The 20,203-nt window shown below is 62.6% G+C and carries 20 protein-coding genes; 14 read left to right on the forward strand and 6 right to left on the reverse strand.

Annotated elements, in window-relative coordinates; translation table 11 throughout:
* The first annotated feature begins 38 nt into the window (after window positions 1-38).
* Together RXV79_RS13130 and RXV79_RS13135 are read left to right on the forward strand one after the other, a co-directional pair.
* Window positions 39-719 carry a DNA adenine methylase gene (locus RXV79_RS13130; RefSeq protein WP_316703950.1) on the forward strand — a complete coding sequence of 227 codons (681 nt, stop codon included), beginning with the start codon at window positions 39-41 and terminating at the stop codon, window positions 717-719.
* On the forward strand, window positions 716-1,501 hold the full coding sequence (locus RXV79_RS13135) for an 8-oxoguanine DNA glycosylase (RefSeq protein ID WP_257824085.1): 786 nt from the start codon (window positions 716-718) through the stop codon (window positions 1,499-1,501). The genes RXV79_RS13130 and RXV79_RS13135 overlap by 4 nt, the downstream gene beginning before the upstream one ends.
* On the opposite strand, the gene RXV79_RS13140 is transcribed toward RXV79_RS13135, so the two are convergent.
* Genes RXV79_RS13140 through RXV79_RS13150 form a run of 3 tightly spaced genes read right to left on the reverse strand, consistent with a single transcriptional unit; the run spans window position 1,491 to window position 3,651 of the window.
* Window positions 1,491-2,096 carry a 7-cyano-7-deazaguanine synthase gene (locus RXV79_RS13140; RefSeq protein ID WP_257824083.1) on the reverse strand — a complete coding sequence of 202 codons (606 nt, stop codon included), beginning with the start codon at window positions 2,094-2,096 and terminating at the stop codon, window positions 1,491-1,493. The genes RXV79_RS13135 and RXV79_RS13140 overlap by 11 nt on opposite strands.
* Window positions 2,093-3,313, reverse strand: coding sequence for a PfkB family carbohydrate kinase (locus tag RXV79_RS13145; RefSeq protein ID WP_316703954.1), 1,221 nt, complete (start codon window positions 3,311-3,313; stop codon window positions 2,093-2,095). The genes RXV79_RS13140 and RXV79_RS13145 overlap by 4 nt, the downstream gene beginning before the upstream one ends.
* A complete protein-coding gene (locus RXV79_RS13150) occupies window positions 3,310-3,651 on the reverse strand; it encodes a hypothetical protein (protein ID WP_257824080.1) in 342 nt (113 codons plus the stop codon). Before RXV79_RS13150 ends, RXV79_RS13145 begins: the two co-directional genes overlap by 4 nt.
* Before the next feature lie 393 nt (window positions 3,652-4,044).
* On the opposite strand from RXV79_RS13150, the gene RXV79_RS13155 reads away from it, so the two are divergent.
* From RXV79_RS13155 to RXV79_RS13180, 6 genes are all read left to right on the forward strand, one after another.
* A complete protein-coding gene (locus tag RXV79_RS13155; protein WP_257824079.1) occupies window positions 4,045-5,205 on the forward strand; it encodes an AAA family ATPase in 1,161 nt (386 codons plus the stop codon).
* Window positions 5,206-7,437, forward strand: a complete 2,232-nt coding sequence (locus RXV79_RS13160; protein ID WP_316697940.1) for a S8 family peptidase — start codon at window positions 5,206-5,208, stop codon at window positions 7,435-7,437.
* A gap of 23 nt (window positions 7,438-7,460) precedes the next feature.
* Window positions 7,461-9,230 (forward strand): DUF4209 domain-containing protein, encoded by a 1,770-nt coding sequence (locus tag RXV79_RS13165; RefSeq protein WP_257824076.1) that lies wholly within the window; start codon window positions 7,461-7,463, stop codon window positions 9,228-9,230.
* A 203-nt stretch (window positions 9,231-9,433) separates the two neighbouring features.
* Window positions 9,434-10,105 (forward strand): CPBP family intramembrane glutamic endopeptidase, encoded by a 672-nt coding sequence (locus RXV79_RS13170; RefSeq protein ID WP_316697944.1) that lies wholly within the window; start codon window positions 9,434-9,436, stop codon window positions 10,103-10,105.
* 181 nt (window positions 10,106-10,286) lie between these two features.
* A complete protein-coding gene (locus RXV79_RS13175) occupies window positions 10,287-10,496 on the forward strand; it encodes a hypothetical protein (RefSeq protein ID WP_257824074.1) in 210 nt (69 codons plus the stop codon).
* Window positions 10,497-10,799: 303 nt separating this feature from the next.
* The gene (locus tag RXV79_RS13180) at window positions 10,800-11,078 is read left to right on the forward strand and encodes a hypothetical protein (protein ID WP_257824073.1); all 279 of its coding nucleotides are present in this window, start codon (window positions 10,800-10,802) and stop codon (window positions 11,076-11,078) included.
* 31 nt (window positions 11,079-11,109) lie between these two features.
* Here the strand turns inward: RXV79_RS13180 and RXV79_RS13185 are convergent, their stop codons facing one another.
* The 3 genes from RXV79_RS13185 to RXV79_RS13195 form a co-directional block, all read right to left on the reverse strand.
* Complete coding sequence (locus tag RXV79_RS13185; protein WP_257824072.1) at window positions 11,110-11,400, reverse strand: hypothetical protein; 291 nt, start codon at window positions 11,398-11,400, stop codon at window positions 11,110-11,112.
* A gap of 126 nt (window positions 11,401-11,526) precedes the next feature.
* The gene (locus RXV79_RS13190) at window positions 11,527-11,898 is read right to left on the reverse strand and encodes a hypothetical protein (RefSeq protein WP_257824071.1); all 372 of its coding nucleotides are present in this window, start codon (window positions 11,896-11,898) and stop codon (window positions 11,527-11,529) included.
* 141 nt (window positions 11,899-12,039) lie between these two features.
* Window positions 12,040-12,540, reverse strand: coding sequence for a Fur family transcriptional regulator (locus tag RXV79_RS13195; RefSeq protein ID WP_257824070.1), 501 nt, complete (start codon window positions 12,538-12,540; stop codon window positions 12,040-12,042).
* 567 nt (window positions 12,541-13,107) lie between these two features.
* On the opposite strand from RXV79_RS13195, the gene RXV79_RS13200 reads away from it, so the two are divergent.
* From RXV79_RS13200 to RXV79_RS13225, 6 genes are read left to right on the forward strand one after another with little or no spacing between them, the layout of a single operon-like run.
* Window positions 13,108-13,875, forward strand: a complete 768-nt coding sequence (locus RXV79_RS13200; protein WP_257824069.1) for a hypothetical protein — start codon at window positions 13,108-13,110, stop codon at window positions 13,873-13,875.
* Entirely contained in the window at window positions 13,865-14,308 is a 444-nt protein-coding gene (locus tag RXV79_RS13205; protein ID WP_257824068.1) for a hypothetical protein, read from the forward strand. The genes RXV79_RS13200 and RXV79_RS13205 overlap by 11 nt, the downstream gene beginning before the upstream one ends.
* On the forward strand, window positions 14,305-16,272 hold the full coding sequence (locus RXV79_RS13210; RefSeq protein ID WP_316697951.1) for a hypothetical protein: 1,968 nt from the start codon (window positions 14,305-14,307) through the stop codon (window positions 16,270-16,272). The genes RXV79_RS13205 and RXV79_RS13210 overlap by 4 nt, the downstream gene beginning before the upstream one ends.
* A 56-nt stretch (window positions 16,273-16,328) precedes the next feature.
* The gene (locus RXV79_RS13215) at window positions 16,329-17,411 is read left to right on the forward strand and encodes an ATP-binding protein (protein WP_316697954.1); all 1,083 of its coding nucleotides are present in this window, start codon (window positions 16,329-16,331) and stop codon (window positions 17,409-17,411) included.
* A gap of 13 nt (window positions 17,412-17,424) precedes the next feature.
* A complete protein-coding gene (locus tag RXV79_RS13220; protein ID WP_316697956.1) occupies window positions 17,425-18,978 on the forward strand; it encodes a hypothetical protein in 1,554 nt (517 codons plus the stop codon).
* Window positions 18,965-20,200, forward strand: coding sequence for a hypothetical protein (locus RXV79_RS13225; protein WP_316697959.1), 1,236 nt, complete (start codon window positions 18,965-18,967; stop codon window positions 20,198-20,200). Before RXV79_RS13220 ends, RXV79_RS13225 begins: the two co-directional genes overlap by 14 nt.
* Window positions 20,201-20,203: the final 3 nt, after the last annotated feature.

Consider the following 20,203-nt stretch of genomic DNA (forward strand, 5'->3'; position numbering starts at 1 on the left):
ATTGACGCCATCGTCAGCTTTGACGATGCTGCCGGCGCATGAGCTACCCCGGCGGCAAGGGCGGACTGTTTCGCCAACTGATCAACCTCATTCCGGTGCACTCGACCTACATCGAGAGCCACCTGGGCCATGGGGCCGTTCTGCGGCACAAAGCGCCCGCGGCCCGAAGCTTTGGCGTGGAAGTGGACGCTGCAGTGATCGAGCGCTGGGCAGGGGCATCGCTCCCCGGCTTGGAGCTCATCCAGCAAGACGCCACCTGCTTCCTGAGGTCGTTCCCCTTTGTCGGCGACGAATTTGTCTACGCTGACCCGCCGTACCTCCCAGCCTCACGACGGCGCAGTCGCGTCTACCGCCACGAACTTGATGAGCGAGCCCACAGCGAACTGCTCGATGTGCTCGATGCCATCCCGGCCAAGGTCATGTTGTCGGGTTATGGCTCGCCGCTCTACGACCAACGTTTAGCCCACTGGAAACGGATCGAGTTCGACGTCGGCAGCCATGGCCTGCGCCACCGCGAAGTGCTCTGGCTGAACTACGAACCGCCGGCCGTTCCCTGTGACTTGCGCTTCATCGGCTCGACGTTCCGAGAACGCCAGCGCATCCGGCGCAAGCAGGAGCGCATGCAGGCCAAGATCCGCGATTTGCCCGCCTCGGAGCGCGCGCTCTTGATGCAGTGGCTGTCCGCCACCTATGGCGCAGGCGAGGGCAGTGCTGCATGAACGCCTCCGTTACCCGCTACCCGATCCTGCGGCAGCGCCAGATCTTCGAAATCGAGCTGCCATCACCGCAAATCGAAGTGCTGCCAGGGGTGCCTTGCGGTCGACCGGAGGAGTTCCTGTCGCCTGCCTACTGGGCCTATCAGGCCAGCGCGGCGGAAGAGTTGTGGGACGACGGGCACGGGCTGCAGGCCGACGCGTCGCTTTGGCAGCAGATTGCCTTCTGCCTGCTGGGAGGCCATGGCATCACCTTCGAGATGAATCGAATGGCGTTCGAGCACCTGATTGCCAGTGGCGTTTTCGGCAGCGGGGAAGTTCGTGCAGAAGACATCGAGGCCCTGCTGCTCGAGCCGCTGCAGGTCGAAGGGAAGGCTCGTCGGTATCGGTTCCCGCGCGTCAAAGCCAGGTTCCTGGCCGACGCTTATCGACGGCTGAACTCCGTGGCCAGTCCGGCCGAGCCGCGCGAGCTGCGGGACTGGCTACTCGGCTTCAAAGGGATCGGCCCGAAGACCGCGTCCTGGATCGTTCGCAACCACCTGGGCAGCGACGACGTCGCGATCCTCGACATCCATGTGCTGCGCGCGGGTCGGCTGATGGGGCTCTTCACGGCCGAAGACGATGTGGTGCGGCACTACGCATCGATGGAAAACCGTTTCCTGCGGCTGGCCCGCGGCTTGGGCGTCAAGGCCTCGCAACTGGACATCGTGATGTGGCGCCAGATGCGGCGCTCGCCCACAGCCGTTCGAGCAGCATGCGAGCGGGCCGGGATCGCCTTCAACGACTAGCCTGCAAGTCCATCAGGCCGAGCGCATTTAGGACGTCGAGGCGCTTGACGCAGCCTCGACAGGTGCCGCAGGCCAAGTGCGACACCTGGCAGGAATGGGACCACATCAAAATCTCGGGCGGCACGCCGGATGTTCTGACCAGTGCCTCCGTGCTCATGGCCTGCGCCGGCGCGGTGATGCGCGGTGCGTATTCCTGAGCGGCCACCAGCTGGTTGATCGACGCATAGAACGTTGGTGTCCCGTCGGCATGGAGCTCGTCGCCGGCCACGGTGCCAAGCATCAGTTCATCGGCTTGGCTGTTCACCAGGCGCATCAGCGCGAGGGTGATGAGCAACTGGTTGCGGAACGGCCACCACTCGGGCGACGGGCCGTCCAGTACCGGCCGGTCATCGACTAGCGAACCCCGCCCCAAGGCGGAGCAGTCGACCGTGATGACTTCCTGCTGCATGCCGAGCGCCTTGCAGACTTCAGCCGCCGCGGTCAGCTCGGCGCGCGCTGGACGTTGCCCATAGTCTATGGTCACGGCAATCTGAGGCCGCAGCCAGTAGGCGAGGGTGATCGAATCCAGGCCGCCCGAGAGCAGGATGGCTTTCATGTGCAGGCGGTTCCATAGGCCGCCCAGGCGGTCATGTACACCGCCGTCGCAAAGTCGGCCGTGACCTCCGCGCCGGAGCCACCGAGCATGGTCAGGTCACCGTCGTGGCCCGAGCGTGCAAAGCACACGACGGGCTTGCCGCTGCGGGTGGCGTATCCGATCTCGAAGAGGGTCCCCGGGTCGAGGTCTTCCAGCATCGCCACCATCACGTCGGCCTCGTTGAGCCCCTTCAGGTCCAGCTCCACGATCTCCTCTTTCGACCGACCGATTCCGACCTCGTGAAATGGCGAAAACACATCAAGGCCCACGTGGCCGAGTTCCCGCCTGGCTTCTTCGATCAGCCAACGCTGTGCCATGGTAAAGAAGGGGCCTGCGAGGTAGACCCGCGGCCGTGGTGCTAGCGGACGTCGAAGCGTCACCGGCACGAGCGCGGCCGCTTCGGTGGCCATGATGTCCTGGGTCGGAAAGCTCATCGAGCTGCAATAGAGGGCCGTGGCCCGCGACGCGAAGTCCGCGGCTTCCGGTGCCGGTCGACCTTGGGCCATCCAGGCCTGAGCGAAGGCGGCGGTGAACACGTCGCCCGATCCGATGGGGAAGACGGACGCGGTGCGATAGCTGGGGATGACGTTCAAGTGGCCGTCGGACACGACCCAGGCGCCGGCGGCGCCCGCCTTCACCACGGCCACTTTGGCGACCTTGCCCAGGTGGACAGCGCAAGCCTCAGGTCCAAACTGCGCCGTCAGCTGTTCGGCCTCGCCCAGGTTGCACACCACGGCCAACTCCTCGGCCCGAGATCCGTTGGCCGCGAACTGCGCCGGCGACACCGGGGTTTGCGGGTCGTACACGCACTGCCGGGCTTCCACGACGGCGTCACCCTCCAACATGCCGAAACGGATGACCTGGTCGCCCTTCACGTGGATGTGCCGGGTCGGATCTTCCAGGGGCTCGAAGGAGGGCACGTACTGCACCGGTGTGAGGGCGTGGAAATACTCGAACAACACTTCCGGTGCGCCTGTAGTGCAAAGCGCCTCGAAACCGAAGGCATCGGCCAGCGCCTTGCGACGGGAGGTGCTCGCCGCGTCCGCGAAGGTATGCAGGCGCGCTGGCACGCCCAGAGTTGCCAGGACGGCTGCAGCCCGGCCGCCGGACCCGAAGAACTGATGCCAGGCGGGATAGTGGCAAAGCTCTTCGTATGTTCCCCCAGCGACCTCGATCACGACGTCGGCTTTCCTGACTGCACCCAGATGACGCAGCGCGCACCGCTGATCTCGGTCACAACGCCGAAGAAGGGGTACCCCTTCTTCATGCAGTCGATGAGCTTGTCGAGGTCGTTTGCGAACAGGGTCCCAAGGAGCGCCCCGCGGAGCTTGACCTCGACGATGTCACGATTCCCGTGGCTGACCAGTTCCAAGGTAACGACGGACTCTTCCTTCACGAAGGCCATCGCTCTGGGCTGTTGCGAGGCCAGCAAGCCGTCGATGTTGACCGCCTCGCAATTGTTGAACTGGTCAGCGTTGCCCCCGCCACCGGGCCGGCTACCCTTGTTTTTTCCCATGGGCTCCCCTTTGCGCATCAAGTATGAAGCTGATGCCATCCAGGCTGCAAGGCAGCCACGCCATGTGCCGAAACAAGCGTACGGATGCGCTGCGCGAACCGCCGTCGGTTGCGCCGGGCTGCTGCGAAGTTAGCCACTTCGGCGCCAACCTGACACAAGGTTCACCAGTGGCCGAACAGTGTGGGCGATCGACGGTCAACCAAGTGGCACGAGGCTCCGCCTAGCCGAGGCGTGATGCAAGGTCTAAAACTCGCATCAAGCGCGCGGCCTGAAGCCTGAGCTGAGGCCTGCCGGAATAGCTGTATATTTATACAGACTATTCGGGCTGATGGTTCCCAATCCCGCGCTTTCGTCATAAACTTCGTCAATTCTTGAGCCGCTGGCTCCAATGGAATGGATGACGGAAGTACCGCAGTGACACAAGATTTTGACGAGATTTCATCAGACTTCGCCACATTGGCGCGCCTGGCATCTGCCCAGTCGTACGAAGACGTGCGCCTGTTGCTCGCTCGGTTGGTGCGCAAGTACCGAAGCCAGCATCCACAGCTCGCCGCACAACTCGACCAGAGCCTGAAAGCCACCCAAACGCGGGCGGCGGGCGCCTCGCCTTTGCGCCGTGAACTCACCGCTCCACCTGCGCATGCAGGAGACGCCCGACTTGAGCTGATCAAGGTCTTCGACGATCTCGGCGGCATGGAGCCGCCTCTTCTGCCGGCACAGCTGATGCAGCAGATCGAGGCCATCGTGCTGGAGCGCAAGCAACGCGATGCACTGCTCGCCCGGGGCATTTCGCCCACCCGATCCGCCATCCTCGTCGGGGAGCCCGGCTTGGGCAAGACACTCTCGGCGCGCTGGATCGCCCATCAGCTGAACAAGCCTCTTTGGGTGCTAGATCTCACCGCGGTCATGAGTAGCCTGCTGGGCAAGACCGGCAGCAATCTTCGCGCTGCACTGGACCACGCAAAAGCAAGCTCTGCTGTCCTGTTGTTGGACGAAGTCGACGCGATCGCTAAGCGACGCAGCGATGAATCCGACATCGGTGAACTCAAGCGCCTGGTCACCGTGATCCTGCAGGAGGTCGACCAATGGCCGGACACCGGCTTGCTCCTAGCTGCCACCAACCATCCCGAGCTGGTGGACCCGGCACTGTGGCGTCGCTTTGACGCCGTGTTGACCTTCACGGCACCGGAGGCGGCCACCACCGCCGTGGCGATTCGTCGGTACCTTGGCCAGGACCTACATGACCTCGAGTCCTGGGTGGAAACGCTTGCCGCCGGGTTGCAGGGCAAGTCCCTGTCGGACGTAGAGCGCACTGTTGCGTCCCTTCGACGCGCCCACGCGCTGAACCACACGCCACTCGAGGCCCTGGTACGCCAAGCAGTGGGCGAGGGCGCCGGCGAGCTCAGCAAAGCGCAGCGCCTCGAGCTCGCCGTGCAAATGGCCCGCACGGGGCAGCACACCCACCAGGAAATCAGCCGGCTGACCGGTGTGGCGCGCGACACGATTCGAAAGCATGCCGGGCCGTCGCCGCGGCGGGGAAGGGGGATGAAATAAATGGCTACCCGCTACATCATCGCCAAAGGTGAGTTGCTGACCTATCCGATCGGAGCGCCAAAGAAGGAGCCGGGTGAGAAGAACCACCCGTACACGCTCGCACAGGCGAAGGCAGCGCTGTTGCCCCAGATCGATGAGGCGACGCATGAGTTCGATCGCTTGCCGCCGCAGGCATGCCCAGGCGACATCGCAGTGGCGTTGGTGACGTTGCACCCGGCCTACCTTGCCAAGTCATATTTCCCAAGGCAGTTGCTGCAAACGGCGGGGCTTGAGTCGCTCGGCAGTCGCAGCGAGCGCATCCGACCGCGCCGAGTCACGCGCGCCAATGCACCGCCCGAGGCCGATACCACGCAGCTGTTTGTGGCAGGGCGTCGCTCGGCCATGCGCGCGTTCCGTGATTTCGCCGCGCACTTGACGGAGGGTTCGCGCGAGGCGGCGGAGTTTGCGCAGATCGAAGATTTTCAGGCGCTCACAGCGGACAACCGCGTCCGAGGCGCGGCCGACCTTGAACGCATTCCGAGCCGTCAAGGCGTGTTCGAGGTCGGGCTGCACGTGCCGTCGGTGGCAACCACGGATCGACTGCGTGAGGTGTTTGCCGCGTTCGCCAAGACCTGTGGCTTCGAGCTCAACCCGCACTTCCGCTTCGACGCCGGCAGGCTGCTGTTCGTGCCGGTCGAAGGCGACGCTGATCGGCTGCAAGAGCTCGCGCAGTTCTCTCTGATGCGTGTGGTGCGCCCAATGCCCAAGCTGCGCGCGGCTCGACCGATGCTGCGCACGAGCCCCGTGGCCGTACCGTTTCGGCTGCCCGAGGGCGATGTCCTCAGTCGCGAGCCACGGGTCGCCGTCTTGGATGGTGGGCTGCCGCAAACGCACATCCTCGACCGCTTCGTGCGGCGCTATTTCGAAGCCGACGAGGATGCTGATCCGGTCGACGAGTACCTGGCCCACGGCTTGGGCGTGACGTCCGCCTTGCTGTTCGGGCCGATTCCACCCGGTGGCCAGGCACCCCGGCCCTTTGCCGCGGTCGACCACCACCGTGTGCTCGACTCGGTGTCGGACACCGAGGACCCCTACGACCTGTACCGCACCCTCGGTCACATCGAAACCATCCTGATTTCGCGCACCTACCAGTTCGTCAACCTCAGCATGGGTCCTGACCTGTGCGTGGAAGATCACGAGGTGCACGCCTGGACGGCCGTGATCGACGAGATCTTGAGCGACGGCAACACGCTTCTGAGCGTGGCCGTGGGCAACAATGGCACCGCCGATGCGGCGGCCAGGCTCAACCGCATCCAGGTGCCCGCCGACTCGGTGAATGCGCTCGCTGTCGGGGCTGCTGACCGCAGCAGCGCCGGCTGGGAACGTGCCGACTACAGCGCCATTGGTCCGGGTCGCAGCCCGGGGCGACGCAAACCCGATGTCGTCGCGTTTGGGGGATCAGGGCACGAATACTTCCACGTGGTTGCCCCCGGAGCCCGCCCTGATTTGTCGGCGACGCTCGGCACGAGCTTCGCGGCGCCCCTGGCATTGCGAGCCGCCGTGGGCATCCGCGCAGTGCTCGGCAGTGACCTCTTTCCGCTGACGACGAAGGCGCTCCTGATCCACGGCTGCGAGGCGAGCGTTTTCGACGGGACCGAATCCGTCGGCTGGGGCAAAGTGCCCACCGACGTGATGGACCTGATCACAAGCGACGATGGCGCCGCCCGGATCATCTACCAAGGCGAGCTGCGCCCAGGAAAATTTCTTCGAATGCCGGTTCCGTTGCCTCTCGCGCCGCTGGCAGGAATGGTGACGCTCACCGCGACGTTCTGCTACGCCTGCCCCGTGGACCCGCAAGATGCCAGTGCGTACACGAAAGCCGGACTGGCAATCACCTTCCGCCCGCATGCGGACAAGCGCAAGGACGGTGCGGCCCACGCCAACACCTACAGCTTCTTCCCGTCCAACGAGTGGCGGACCGAGGCGGAGCAGCGGGCCGACCTGAACAAATGGGAAACCGTGCTTCACTCGTCCCACACATTCCGCGGCTCGAGCTTGAAGGGGTCGGTGTTCGACGTCCACTACAACGCCAGAGACTCAGGCGCGCCTGCCACCGGCGCAGAACGCATTCCGTATGCGCTGGTGATCACCGTACATGCGCCTCGCCATCTCGACCTTCACCAGCAGATCCTCCAGGCCCATGCAGTGCTGGAAACGCTGCAACCGGCCGTCAATTTGCAACTCGACACCTGAGGTTGCCAAAAGCCAGCTCACACATGTTCGATGTTTCTGCTCTGACACCTGAAAGCATTTCAAGCCTGGACCTGGAGCGCCGTCTTGACGGTGTCGCGGCAAGGGAGTGCCATGCATACGCTATGGCGCTGACAAAGGCGCTGGACGAAGAGAACGATGAGGCGATCAAGTCCACGTTGCGCTTCGTGGTGCAAGTGCTGTCAATGGCGTTTCGGCCGTGGTCACCCAATGAGCCCTTCGGCGCGCTGTGGGAAATCGACGACCATCGGTCAATGATCCCGACGGATCTCCCGAAGGAGTGGCTGAAGTCTCTGACGCCGTGGGCTCTTGCACTGAACGACGCCGAGCTGCGTAGCCGCTTCCTCGACGTGATCTGGCTCCAGGCGCGCGACTTCAAGGCCGCTCAAGCTGCAATCGGCGCCTACGTTGAAGCTGCAGGACAACTCGGCGACGCGGAGGTTTCCGACGTCCTGGTCGCGCAGCGGTACGAGCGCGCGCTCCGCCTGGCAACCAGCCTTGGGCGAGGAGCCCTCGCGGAACGCGCGCAGGTTCTTCAAGCCGTCGACGCACTGCTGCTCAGCCCCGTACCGCCACATCAGCATGTGCTCTGGAAGTTGGTGCCGTTTCTCTTGGACAGCGGGCATGGGGAACCTGCGAGCTACGCCGCCGTGGCCGAAGGACTTGCCGCCCGACACCACAAAGAGGGGAAGTTCTGGATCGCCAAAGACCTGCACGAGCTCGCCGCGCGTTGCTACCAGGCGGCGAACGACGAGGTCAACCGAGAGTCCCAAAATCGTCTGGCTGCCGAGTCGTTGGTCAGTGAAGCAGAGGCCGCGCATCAACAAGGCAGAGGCGCTGCCGCGGCAAGCTCGATCCTCTCGCAAGCCGTGAACATGCTGCGTCAGGCAGGAGGCGGAAGAGACCGGATCGATGCTCTTCATAGCCGAGTGCTTGAACTGCAGAAGTCGTCGGTGGACGAGCTTCAGGGGTTTCGGGTCGAGCAAGACGCTTCGCAGCATGTTCAACGAGCCCTCGCGGCGATCGATGGCAAACCGATGCGCGACGCCATCATCACATTCGCGTTGATGAGCAAGCCGCCTTTGGTAACCGACCTGATATCAGCGGTCCACGAGAGGGCGAAAAAGGAAGTGCTGGGCTCGCTGGCGCCCATGGACATCATCAATGCCAGGGGTCAGGTCGTTGCGAAGCTACCCGCCCTCGAACCGGCATCCACAAACATCGAAGACGCGGGCTTGAGGGGACGGGTCTTCAGGCTGGCTGGCGAGCGCAGGAGCATGCTGGTTCAGGTTGTGATCAATCCGGTTCGGCGCCGAGTCGTGGAGCTACATGCCCCGACCCCACAGGACCTCCTCGCTCTGGTTTCGGCAAGCCCCTGGGTCCCTTCCGATCACACGAGCACCGTCGTGCGCGCCTTGATCGCTGGCTTCTATCTGGACATGGAAGTGGCCGCGACGCTCGTACCGATCCAGATAGAAGCTTTGGTGCGGCACGTTGTGAAGGCCCAAGGCGGTGCAACGACCATGCTGGACGCCGAACGCATTCAGCAGGAGAAGCCCTTGGGTCCACTTTTGGAAATGCCTGAGGCCGTCAAAGCGTTCGGTCAAGCCGGAATACTGGAGATGCAAGACCTACTGACGGAGGCGATAGGAAGCAACCTGCGCAACGAGGCCTCGCACGGCCTTTTGACTGACGAAGGGTGCTATTCGACCCAGCCTCTCTATGCGTGGTGGCTGTTGCTGCGCTATGCGTTGTTGCCCGGGCTTTTGCCTTGACTGCTCGAACATTTGGTGCAACAGGATAGTGTGGACGCTCCAAACTTCTAGCTGGCTCCAGCACTGCCTTATTGCAGCGCGTGACCTCGCGCCTCATCCCGACTACGTACATGTTGAAGTCACGCAACGGCCGGGAGGAAGTCATTCATCGGTTGCTTGCGGGCAACTAGACTGACTTGATCGTTGAGCGGAGGAGAGCAGAGATGGATGCGGCAATATCGAAGGGGAGTTGGCGTGGCCTGCGTGCGGGCATATGCGCCGTTGTTGGTCTATTGCTCGTTTGGTCGGTGGCGTCAGCACTCGTGGGAAACAGCCTCGACAAGCCGGCGCAGCAGGTTGTTTTTCAAGCGGCCGCCGTGCTGATCCTCTTGTCCCTGCACCACTACTTCAACAGCGACACGCCGATTAGCTCAACCGGCGCGTTAGGCAGGGCAGGGCGCATCGCCACGGCTGGAAGTCTCGGTGTCATCGCGATCCACGTCGTTGCATTCGCACATGCAATGTTTTTTGATGTGCCGGTAGAGCCCAAGATGATGGAGATCCGTGCCACCGAAGGCATTGGAGCTTGGTCTCGCTTGCTTCTGTCTGCCGTTGTGCTCGCACCAATTTGGGAAGAGCTCTTCTTTCGTCGCTTCCTACTGGAATTGTTTCCTGTGCAGAGAAGTTGGCTTTGGGCGGCCTTTGGCGGGCTGGCGACCGCAGCCGCGTTCGCCGCCTTTCATTATTCGTACATGTACCCTTCAACGTTTGTGTTGCTTGGCGTACTTGGATTGATATTTGCTTGGGTGCGAATTCGCAGCGGCACTCTATGGGCGCCCATACTTCTCCACGCCGTGGCGGCGGTGACCGGCCTCCTACTCAACTTGCTGCGATAGACCCAGTGTCGGCCGTCCGAATAGCTTGAGGAAAAGCAGTCCGGGACGGATGCGCCGATTGATTTTTGGCCTAGCGCCGGGATCTGGCAGCGGCGATGGGTCTGACGACGAACGCAGAGCAATGTGAGCCTGATCCAGACCCACCCCCGTTTCCATCAACCAACCATAGCTGGCATCCACCATGGACCTGAAGAAGCAAACCCCTCAGCAAGCGGGCAAGGAGCTTGTGCACGCGGTTCGTCAAGCCGCCGGTGGACAGGGCGGCGACGTGATGGTTACTGCTGCAATCAATAGGCTAGAAACTTTCGTTCGGATCAGCGTCGAAGCCATCGAGGAACTGCAGCAAGAGCTTTCCAGGCTACGCGAAGAGGTCAGGCGCTCGAAGATGTAGTGAGGCACTGATCCTTCGCCATTTGGCTCGCTCGCCTTGACACTTCAGTTCCGGGTCTGCCAAGCCTCGATCTCACTCTGCTCGCCGCGGCAGGAATTTCGCGGACATCTGGTCCGGGGCGGCTGCCCATTGACGCCTCAGGGGCACAGAGCTGACACTGACAGCGTGGATCGCGAAGAAGAAGAGCCAATGCAGTTGGCCGAATAGCATTCCAAGCAGCACGAAGCTGCGCCCATCCATCTCACCAGGTCACGAGGCACAGAGGTGTCTTCGTGGATGTTCATGGGCGATAGGAGTGCTTCCATGGCAATCAACTTCGATGGTGCCCCGCTGCAGGTGCTGAACGCGGCGGAGGAATTCCGGCAGGTACTGAACCTGCTTCGAACCCTTGACCTACGGGATAAGACACGCGACCGTCTCGATGCGAGGTCCCGGTTGCTGTCCGAGCGGCTGCACTCGTTCGGGATTGACTCGAACCACCTGTTGCACGACCGGGAATGGGCACGCCGGCCAGTCGCGGGCGCAACCTTCTGGTCGCTCGGGAGTGAATCCCAGCCGCGTGGCAAGATGTTTCCGGGTTAGGCGGAACGCCATTCGTGGCCGAGGCCTGCGATCAGTTCTGATTCTTGCGACACAGGCAGTAGATGAACTTCTGAACGGTGCCAAACGGCGTGTGGTGCTCTTCACGTTCCTGCTCAAGTAGCGTGAACGGAGCACCGAACTGCGCATGAAGTCCGTCGGCGCTGTAGCGCATCACGGGCAGGCCACTGCATTTCTCTGGGCCATCCTCGGCGAACGTCGCCACGATGACGTGACCGCCTGGCTTGACCGCACGCAGCACCGCTTGGACGTAGGCTTCACGCTCTTCGGAGGTTGTCAGGAAATGGAACACCGCACCGTTCACACGTCGTCATGTCGACAACGCCAAGTGACGCGCACACGAGCCCTCCAAGCCAAGCTGAAGTGTGCACCCGTCGTGCTGGCGCGTGTTGCCTCGGCGGATCGACGCCGCTTTAGGCACTAGCCCGGTTTAGTCGGTGCGGAATCGGCCACCTGCCATGCTCATGGACTGCATGAATCTGGCCATGTTGTCGTCGCCCTGCTTACGGAGATCGAGGTATCTTGCAATCTCGACATGTGCTTTGGCGAGCGCACTTTCGGCGCGAGAACGGGAAACCATGATGGACAGCTCAGCCAAACTATTCACCAATGCCGCCGGACACCGAACTTCGTCGTCGAACGCGAGCATGCCAATGTCCAAGGGATTGGCGCCACGAAGTCTCGCGACCAGGGAAACGGCACTGTTCAATGCCTCATCACTGCCTTGATCGACGGCCACGACGTGGAAGCCTGGTGCGCTGACGTAAAGCAGTCCGGAATCCGGGTCACGATGCGGGTCCATGGGCTGATCCTTTACGCACTTCGATGCGCTCGTCGCTCGCTGGCGGAAGAGAAAAAGGGGCTTGATGGCCCGCTTCACGCGCGGTGCTGCCGTTGAACTCTTTGAACAATCGCTGGAGCGCGATTCCCACTCACTGAACGCCTAGCGAGAAGCGCCAGTGTTTCGACGTACCGTGGCAGTCCGAATGCCTTGCAGCCGGAAATGTGACTGCAGATCGCCTGGGAAGTCCCTTGAGTTCTTCTTCCGGCCCGGCTTGCATTGCGAGCACAGGCCATGCAGGGTCACCTCATGGCTTTCCACGCTGTGCTGCCGGACCTTCGAGACATCCAGCTTGCACTCCTTCAGAACATAGGCTCGCTGGCACGATCTGCACAGAAAGTAGTGCCTGGGTCCGATGCGTGGCGCCTCGTAGCGCGCGACCTGACCGGGCAACATCACAAGGTCTATTTCGCCCGCTTCGAGCAAGAGCTTGAGCGTGCGGTAGACCGTCGAAATGCCGAGTTCGGGCACGTCCCGCTGTGCCTCGTCCAGGATCTCGTGAGGGTTGAGGGGGCGTCCAGCTGATTCGATCGCCATGCGGATAGCTCCGCGCTGACGTGTCGACCGCTCTTTGTGAAGGGCAGGGGAGATGGGCGTGTTCACGCCTTCATTGTCGCCGTGATCCGTCAAGTGCCCGCAGACGGGACTAAGCGATCAATTGCAGCAGCACGTCTCGCAAATGCAACGAGATTTGCGACACAACAGGGCGACTGAAGACTACTTTGGACCTAAAACGCCGACTGGCATTGACAGCGCTGTGCGCGCGCCTGTTTACTGGCAATCCACTCTAGCAACCAGTGAGGCTTTAGCGCTGAAACAAACCGGGTAAAGAGGAAGGCCGTTAGCGCGACCCCCTCTTTATTGACCCCGAATCGCCCCTTTTCGCAAAGAACGATGTGTGCAGATTAGGCGTCGCCCGACGCCGTGTCAACACAGCGGAGGGAGTCCTCCGCCCAAAGTTTACGAAATCGTAAGTTTCGCGCCACGTTGAGAACATTGCATCTCAGCGAACGCGAGAACACATGGTGCCAAAAGCGTCATGGGCCCTGTTCGCTCACGCGATGCATTACATGCGCCGCGGCGAACGGCATAAAAATTTGCATGAAGCACATCGAGGGTTTGGTCACCCCGGTTTGACAGCGCGACTCCTCCTTTCATTCGAGGATCGCAATGTCGAAGAAATCTCCCACGAAGTCGGCTGAGGCAAAGGCCGAAGCCAGAAGCTCGGAGAAGCAAGCGCGTCTAGGCACCCAGATGCGCGGAAGGCTCGCCGAAGCCTACGATGCCCGCGGACATTCCCGAGGGACGCTGAACTATCACTACAGCCCCAAGTGCCGACGTGACGTCGTGCTGATGGGGCATGCCGAGCTTGGCCACTTCCTCACGGTCGAGTACAACGCGCGGATCGTCGAGGTGGACTATGCCCCGCGGGACAAGGTCAAGGGAATCGCCGGCGATGAGCTGGGCGAGTTTATTCACGCGAGCATCAAGCTGCGTGATGGCACTAAGGTGTGGCGCCACATAAGCGCAGAGAACCCCGGTGACAAGCACGACGTCATCGAAGCGAACCTCAATCGCCTGATCGCCCACAAGACGCATCCCGACCTGCCGGATCGCTACGAGAAGTGGATATGGGAAGAGAACCGGCTCAAGCCGCAACTCATCCACAACAGCTTGCGAATGGTGTCGTGGCTCGCGCAAGCGAGGGAATGGCCGCTCCTCGAAGAGTCCAAGAAGATTCTGGCGCTGGTGGCCGCCAACGGGGAGATAGCAGCAAGCGATGTGATGGCCCTCGACTCCTCCCCAGCCCAGGCCCTTTATTTGGCTGCGATGAGCAAGCTGGTCTTGAGCGGTCAATTGGACAGCGACCTCACTCATCTGCCTCTGTCGCCCATTTCGCGCCTGTACAAGCTGGAAGGAGTCCGGCATGAGCAATAGCCGCATGAGCCGCCGCGCCACCTCCTTCAAGAGGATCCCGCTCGCCTCGAGGGATCAAAGCACGTGGCTAGCCGCCGACGAGATCCAAATCAGCGATAAGGACAAGGACCGCTTCCAGCGGTTCGTGCCGGCGATTCGCCATTACCTGGACACCGGCAAGCTGGCAGAGAGCGCCGAGCTGGCCGACTGCACCCGACAGACTCTCCTGGACCAGGTCGCGCGTTGCGTCACGCTCAGACCCGACGGCAAGCCGTATGGGTGGGCCGGACTGATCGCAAACCTCAGCGTGTCAACTGAAGAGCGACGGGAGCCGACGTCAGTGCCGAACGGGGATGCAAACAAGGCAGGCGCCGGCGCCTTCCAGAAGTTTCTGCAAGAGCACCCCAAGCTACGCGAGGTACTCCTCGAGCTGATTCGCAAGGGCGGCAAATGAGCAGCGGCTGCCCTAAACGCGGTACCACCAGCTTCAAGAGGATCCCGCTTGCCTTGAAGGATCACAGCACGTGGGAAGCGGCCGACAAGATCCAAATCAGCGATGAGGACAAGGACCGCTTCTGGCGGTTCGTGCCGGCGATTCGCCACTATCTGGACACCGGCAAGCTGGTAGAGAGCGCGAAGCTTGCCGACTGTGCCCGACAGACTCTTCTGGACCAGGTGACGCGGTGCGTCACGCTCAGACCCGATGGCAAGCCGTATGGGTGGGCTGGGCTGATCGCGAACCTCCGCGTGTCCACCTACACGCGACGCGCGCCGCTGCCAGTACCAAACGGCGACGCGAACAAGGGAGGTGCCGGCGCCTTCGAGAAGTTTCTGCAGGAGCACCCCAAGCTTCGCGAGGCACTTCACGATCTCATTCGCAAGGGTGGCGGCAGCGGCAGTGCGATCCCCTCCAAGCCGTCCTTCAAGGGCGTCGCTGCAGCGTTCCTCAAGCTTTGCTACACCATCGGCCACCTCACGGACAACGACTATCCGCTCAACTTCCCGGACAAGGCTCGCCAGTCTGTACGGCGATACGCCCGCAAGTTCCTGGCGCTCGACACCAAGGCGATCAGGGCCTGGTACGGAGAAACCGCAGCGGCCCAGCTGTCGTTGCAAACCGGCCATCACTCATTCGACTTCTTCTCGACCGTCTTCGACGTGGTCGGTGCCGACGCGCACAAGTTCGACTGTGTCGGCGTGTTGATGCTGCAGGGTCCCGTCGGACCACAGATCGTGCCCATCAAGCGCATCTGGTTCTACCCGGTCGTCGAACGCAAAAGCACGGCAGTCTGCGGCTACACCGTGTCCATCACCACGGAGATCTCCTCGGCGGTGGTGGAGGAGGCCGTTGTTGCCTGTTCCACTCGGTGGACGCCCAGGGCGATCCGCATCAAGGGGCTCAAATACATCGACGGAGCGGGTTTTCCGGTGGGCACGATCGAGGGCCTCACCGCGGTTCGCCCGTCCGTCGTGGTGTTCGACAACGCCGCGGTGCACTTCAGCACCCGAGTCACCGAGCGTATGCGCCGCTCGCTCGGTTGCATGGTCAGCTTCGGCGGTGTGGGCTCTTGGTGGAACAACGGCTTTGTCGAGCGCCTGTTCGGTAGTTTGGAGGCGCTTGGCATTCAGGCCTTGCCGTTTGGGACGGGCACCGGCCCGGGCGACCCCATGCGCAAGGATGCGGCCGCCCAGGCGATCAAGCACAAGGCGACTTGGGAGGAGTTGCTCGACTTCTTCGATGTGGCGGTCGCCAACTACAACGCCACGCCCAAGGCTTCGCTCGGCCATCAATCGCCGCTGGACGTCATCCGGCGTCACATGGAGACCCATCAGTGCCTTCCCCGCACAGCGCCGCCTGTCTCAGCCTTGTCGCCGGCACTCGGCATCACGGTGGAAAACCTGCGCGTGGCAGGGCGCCTCAAGCGCGGTAGCGCCGCCGGGGTGTACATCCAGATCGATCATGTGAAATACACGAACGACAACCTGAAGCGCCGCTTCGAGCTCGTCGGTCAGCACTGCAGCGTGCACATCCCCGAGAAGGACATGCGCACGGTGACGGCGTTTGCGCCTGACGGACAGTGCCTTGGCACCCTCACGGTGCTCGACAAGCGATGGGCGCAAACCCCGCACAGCCGCGACTTGCGGCGCACCATCATGCGGCTGGTCCATGCAGGCGAAATCCCGCTGGACGTGCAGTGCTACGTCTCGACCTACATGGAGCACCTGGCCGCGAAGGCCGCCGACGAGGCCCGCAGCCGGCCCAAGAGCGTCTCGCCGTCCGCCACGAAGCTGGCCGACACGGCTCGCCAGACCGGTGCGCCGCTCCCAGCGTTGCCAGCCCCAGCGCCTTCCACGCGCCCGCTGGACCGCGCCACGCGCGCCTCGCTACCCGGCTATATCAAGCCTCCGGCTTGGTGAACTCGACTCAACCCCACCTGATCCACATGACCTCCAAGCAATCCGCACACCCCGCCATGACCGACGCCAACGTGCCCGATTCCGACACCGCTGATCTCGATTACGTCCAGTCCACACCCTCGACAGAACCCAAGACGCAAGGCCCGTCCCGTGCGTCGCTGCGTAAGTCCGCCCTTGATGAAGGGCCTGAGCGCGACCGCTGGTACGCCAAGCACCCCTTCACCAACAACGAACTGCAAATCGCAACACCACAGGTCAAAGCGGTCTACGACAGGATCGTCACCGCGATCATTCACCGAACGCCTGGGACGGTGTTCGTCGGCGAATGGCGAGCCGGCAAGACTTTCGCTACCGAGATGGTTGTGAGACAGCTGGCCAACACGTTCCCGGAGCTTCCCACCGGCCTGGTGGTGGCGCGAGGCTCAAAGACGCCGTCCCGCGGAGGATGGACGACGATGGTCCTTAATGGGCTCAAGCACGCCGGCTCCGGTTCCGGCCGGGTCGCCAAGCTCGAGGATCGGCTCGTGAAGACGCTGGCAGCAATGGCCAAGCGCACCGATAGCAAAGCCTTCCTGCTTTTCATCGATGAGGGGCAGGAATGGCATGAGGAGGAATACGCCTACCTGCGTGATGCGATCAACCTCCTGCGCTCCGATGAACATATCACCCTCATCACCGTCATCTTTGCCTCCGAGGCCATCCAGGCCGTGAAGGACAAGTTCCTGTCCGACCGCCGCGGGGACCTTGTCATGCGATTCATGCGCACCTTGAACCGCTTCGACGGAATTTCGTCGGAAGCCGAAATGGCGGAGATCTTCGCGGCGCTCGACGATCCGTTGAAGCACAGCTTTCCTGAAGGAAGCGGGCTTGCCACCTCGGAGTTCTACGCACCAGGGCCGTTTCGCGATGGCTGGCGACTGGCGCACCATGCCAAGATCGCTTGGGGTGCTTTCTCGTCGGTGGCATCACGCCATCGCAAGACCGTGACGAGCCTGGGCATGACCTGGGTCATGGCTGCGGTTCAGCACGTGCTCTTCACCGCTGCCGCAGACCCGCAACGACTGCTGACCCATGCCGAAGAGCTTTGGGCGGCGGGCGTGCACCTGTCGGAGTTCGAAGACTTTGTGCTGGTCAGCTGAGGGAGCCGCGAAGATGGACCTACCTCTTCAAGACGGCGCGGCATCGGCCTTCGGCGGGCGCATTGAGCGCAAGGGCCCAAACGGTCAGCCTGGCGCCTTGTTCACCCCTCTCGAATCGGGCCTCGTCGGCTGCGAGCGATGGACGCATGCGCTGGAAGGGCCCTTTACCCGCCTAGCCAAGCTCACGCTGATCAACGTGATGCCTCCGTCCGAACTTTGCCCGCTGCTCTTCGGGCGGCGCCTTCGAACCAGCCATGCGCGGCGTGTGCACGGCAACAGCCTGCTGGACACCTCCTGGGTCGCCCACAACGCACCGCCGATTGGCATGTCATTGGTGGAAGCTTCGCTCGATCGCGCGACGGCCAAGTGGTATCAGCATGTCGCATCCGACCAGCGTCTGCGGTTCTGTCAGGAATGCGCAGACGTGGGCTTCCAGAGCGCCCTGCATCAGATCGACGCACTGGAGTGTTGCCCGCTGCATGGAAGCCGGCTCCTCGACGCCTGCCGTCAATGTGCGGCACCCACCCCTCGCTACGCGCTCACGCCAGAGGGCTTCGAGCGTCCCATGTGCTGCAACACCTGTGGTCGGCCGTACGGCAAGGCCTGGGAATGGGGGCTGAACCTGGAACGGTGCTCGTCTCCGATCGACGATGGGCCGTTTCGCGCGCTGTGGTCACAGCTGCAGCGATGCGACAACTTGGATATCAGCTGGCCCGAGGTCAGCCGCTGGCACCAAGATCCACGTTCGCCGGAGCCGGAGCGTGACTTGCGTGCGGCTGTGTTCCTCACCCTCTCTCAGCTGGCTCCAGCCGGCGATGAATCGTCGGCACCGAGCGTGGGTCAACCGTCAACGTGTCCACCTGTCGAGGTGCGTCACTACCCGTGCGAACTCCCGAACCCGAGGGAAGAGTACATCTCGCCTGAGGACGTGCAGGAGCGCGTCGCCGTCTACAAGTCGATTCGCCGTCGATTCACCCGTTTGCATGGTCTGCATCACGAGCTGGAGACGCTCGATCCATCCAAGACGTTCTACAGCGACTGGAACACCGACGCGAAGGTCCCCGTCACGAGTGCATCTCCGGCGGAGCTTCATGCTCTGGTGCTATGGCGGCATCGCTTCGAAGAACAGTTCGTCGCGGAAGCGCTTGAGCGGAGCTGGAGATCCCTCGATCGTGCGAAGAGCAGTTTGAAACTGCGCAAACGTTTGCTTTGCTGGCCCTTGGATTGGCGAGTTGATGCGCGCACTTGGGGTCACTTCGTGCATGCGTGCCTGGTGGAGGACCTGTGGACGGCTCGGCGCTGGCAAGCCTGCACGTCGTCCCTCGGCGACCCGCTCTCCAGTGCCACAGCCCGAGACGATGCGGCGAAGGCACGTCGTGCGACGTATCTCGAGCACTTCACGACCTGGCAGGCACGCATGAGCATCAAGCTGCAAGCCTGGCCTCAAAGCGTCACGCACCTGCTCTTGCGGCCGGAACACAACTCCGAGTGCAGCGGCGATCTTCGGCTGGTGGTGGCGCGAGTGATCCGAAACGAACGGGAGGTCGAGGCCGATGAAGCCGTCTAAAACTCCAACTCCCGATCCGGAGGCGGCCGAACAACTGAAGAAGTGGACCGGCATCGCGCCGCTCGAGCGCTTCGTCTTCCCACCGGGCCTGGACGGTCGCAATGGCAAGTACCGCTGCGAAGAGCCATGCCGTGTCACCGTGCAGACCGATCTCGAGGCGATCGAGCAATGGATCCACCATGACACGGAAAGCCTCGCGACGATCAAGGGCCGCCGCTCCGCAGCGGAGAAGCTGCTCAACTGGTCAGTGTTCCAGATGAAGAAGCCCGTCTCCTCGCTCGAGCGCTACGAGCTAGACGAGTTCGCCCGCTTCCTGTTAGCGCCGATTCCCTACGCCACCTGGGTGACCAGGCTGTCGCCTGAGCGCAGCTCGTCCGACTGGCGCCCGTTCAGGGGACCCCTGAGCATTCCGAGCCTCTACGCCACGATGGCCCATGTGGCATCGCTCGCGTCCTGGATGCGGTTACAGCGTTATGCCGACCTCCTTGTGGGCAGCTACTGGGACGACCGGAACTACCGCATTGCGGGCTCCGCCTCGAAAGCGCAACGCTCTCAGGTGAGAGAGTCGGCAGAACCCATCACGCTCGATGAATGGGTCTGGGTACGGCGAGCCATGGCAGAGATGGATGAGCGTCCTGACGGTTTGAGAGGCCGCCTGGTGGTCGAATTGCTGTACTACGGCGGGCTCTTCGTGCAGGAACTGATTGAACTCGATGAGGCCGATGTGGAGCAGCCAAGTCGAGTCTGCCCGTGCTGGTACTTGAATGTCTGCGGACGGAGTAACGCGCGTGGCGGTTCGATGTTCTTCTTGCCGCCTCCTCTGGCCCAAACCTTGGAAGCGTGGCTCAAGGCCAAGCAGAAAACCGTCGGTCGCCGCCTCTTCGTCGAGCTCGGGTTGAGCAAGGATGGCGCGTCGCTGGTCGGGTGCACAGCCGACGAAGCACTGCGGCATGCCCGCGCCGTCTTGCGCCTCGCCTCTCGCAAGGCTCTGGACGCGGGCAAGACAAGCGTCGGTCGCTTGTTGCAAGAACGCACGGTGCCGTCTTTCAGGCTTGCCTTCGAGCGTCACTGTCGTCGCGCGCCGGAAGACTATCAAGCGTGGAAGCTGACAAGCAATCTCGGGTACCAGACTGACTTGTTGGGCGCGATGAACCTGACGTACAAGCGGCGCAGCCTCTGGGACTGGTCGCTGGCGGAGCACTTGTGGGCGCCTTTGCCCTGATGG

It is taken from the genome of Piscinibacter gummiphilus (assembly GCF_032681285.1).
Lineage (GTDB): Bacteria > Pseudomonadota > Gammaproteobacteria > Burkholderiales > Burkholderiaceae_C > Rhizobacter > Rhizobacter gummiphilus_A.

Excerpts from the sequence above, each read along its gene's own strand:
- RXV79_RS13130 (WP_316703950.1), top strand. The coding sequence starts at position 39 with ATGAGCTACCCCGGCGGCAAGGGCGGACTGTTTCGCCAACTGATCAAC.
- RXV79_RS13135 (WP_257824085.1), top strand. The coding sequence starts at position 716 with ATGAACGCCTCCGTTACCCGCTACCCGATCCTGCGGCAGCGCCAGATC.
- RXV79_RS13140 (WP_257824083.1), bottom strand. The coding sequence starts at position 2,096 with ATGAAAGCCATCCTGCTCTCGGGCGGCCTGGATTCGATCACCCTCGCC.
- RXV79_RS13150 (WP_257824080.1), bottom strand. The coding sequence starts at position 3,651 with ATGGGAAAAAACAAGGGTAGCCGGCCCGGTGGCGGGGGCAACGCTGAC.
- RXV79_RS13155 (WP_257824079.1), top strand. The coding sequence starts at position 4,045 with ATGGATGACGGAAGTACCGCAGTGACACAAGATTTTGACGAGATTTCA.
- RXV79_RS13160 (WP_316697940.1), top strand. The coding sequence starts at position 5,206 with ATGGCTACCCGCTACATCATCGCCAAAGGTGAGTTGCTGACCTATCCG.
- RXV79_RS13165 (WP_257824076.1), top strand. The coding sequence starts at position 7,461 with ATGTTCGATGTTTCTGCTCTGACACCTGAAAGCATTTCAAGCCTGGAC.
- RXV79_RS13170 (WP_316697944.1), top strand. The coding sequence starts at position 9,434 with ATGGATGCGGCAATATCGAAGGGGAGTTGGCGTGGCCTGCGTGCGGGC.
- RXV79_RS13175 (WP_257824074.1), top strand. The coding sequence starts at position 10,287 with ATGGACCTGAAGAAGCAAACCCCTCAGCAAGCGGGCAAGGAGCTTGTG.
- RXV79_RS13180 (WP_257824073.1), top strand. The coding sequence starts at position 10,800 with ATGGCAATCAACTTCGATGGTGCCCCGCTGCAGGTGCTGAACGCGGCG.
- RXV79_RS13190 (WP_257824071.1), bottom strand. The coding sequence starts at position 11,898 with ATGGACCCGCATCGTGACCCGGATTCCGGACTGCTTTACGTCAGCGCA.
- RXV79_RS13200 (WP_257824069.1), top strand. The coding sequence starts at position 13,108 with ATGTCGAAGAAATCTCCCACGAAGTCGGCTGAGGCAAAGGCCGAAGCC.
- RXV79_RS13205 (WP_257824068.1), top strand. The coding sequence starts at position 13,865 with ATGAGCAATAGCCGCATGAGCCGCCGCGCCACCTCCTTCAAGAGGATC.
- RXV79_RS13210 (WP_316697951.1), top strand. The coding sequence starts at position 14,305 with ATGAGCAGCGGCTGCCCTAAACGCGGTACCACCAGCTTCAAGAGGATC.
- RXV79_RS13215 (WP_316697954.1), top strand. The coding sequence starts at position 16,329 with ATGACCGACGCCAACGTGCCCGATTCCGACACCGCTGATCTCGATTAC.
- RXV79_RS13220 (WP_316697956.1), top strand. The coding sequence starts at position 17,425 with ATGGACCTACCTCTTCAAGACGGCGCGGCATCGGCCTTCGGCGGGCGC.
- RXV79_RS13225 (WP_316697959.1), top strand. The coding sequence starts at position 18,965 with ATGAAGCCGTCTAAAACTCCAACTCCCGATCCGGAGGCGGCCGAACAA.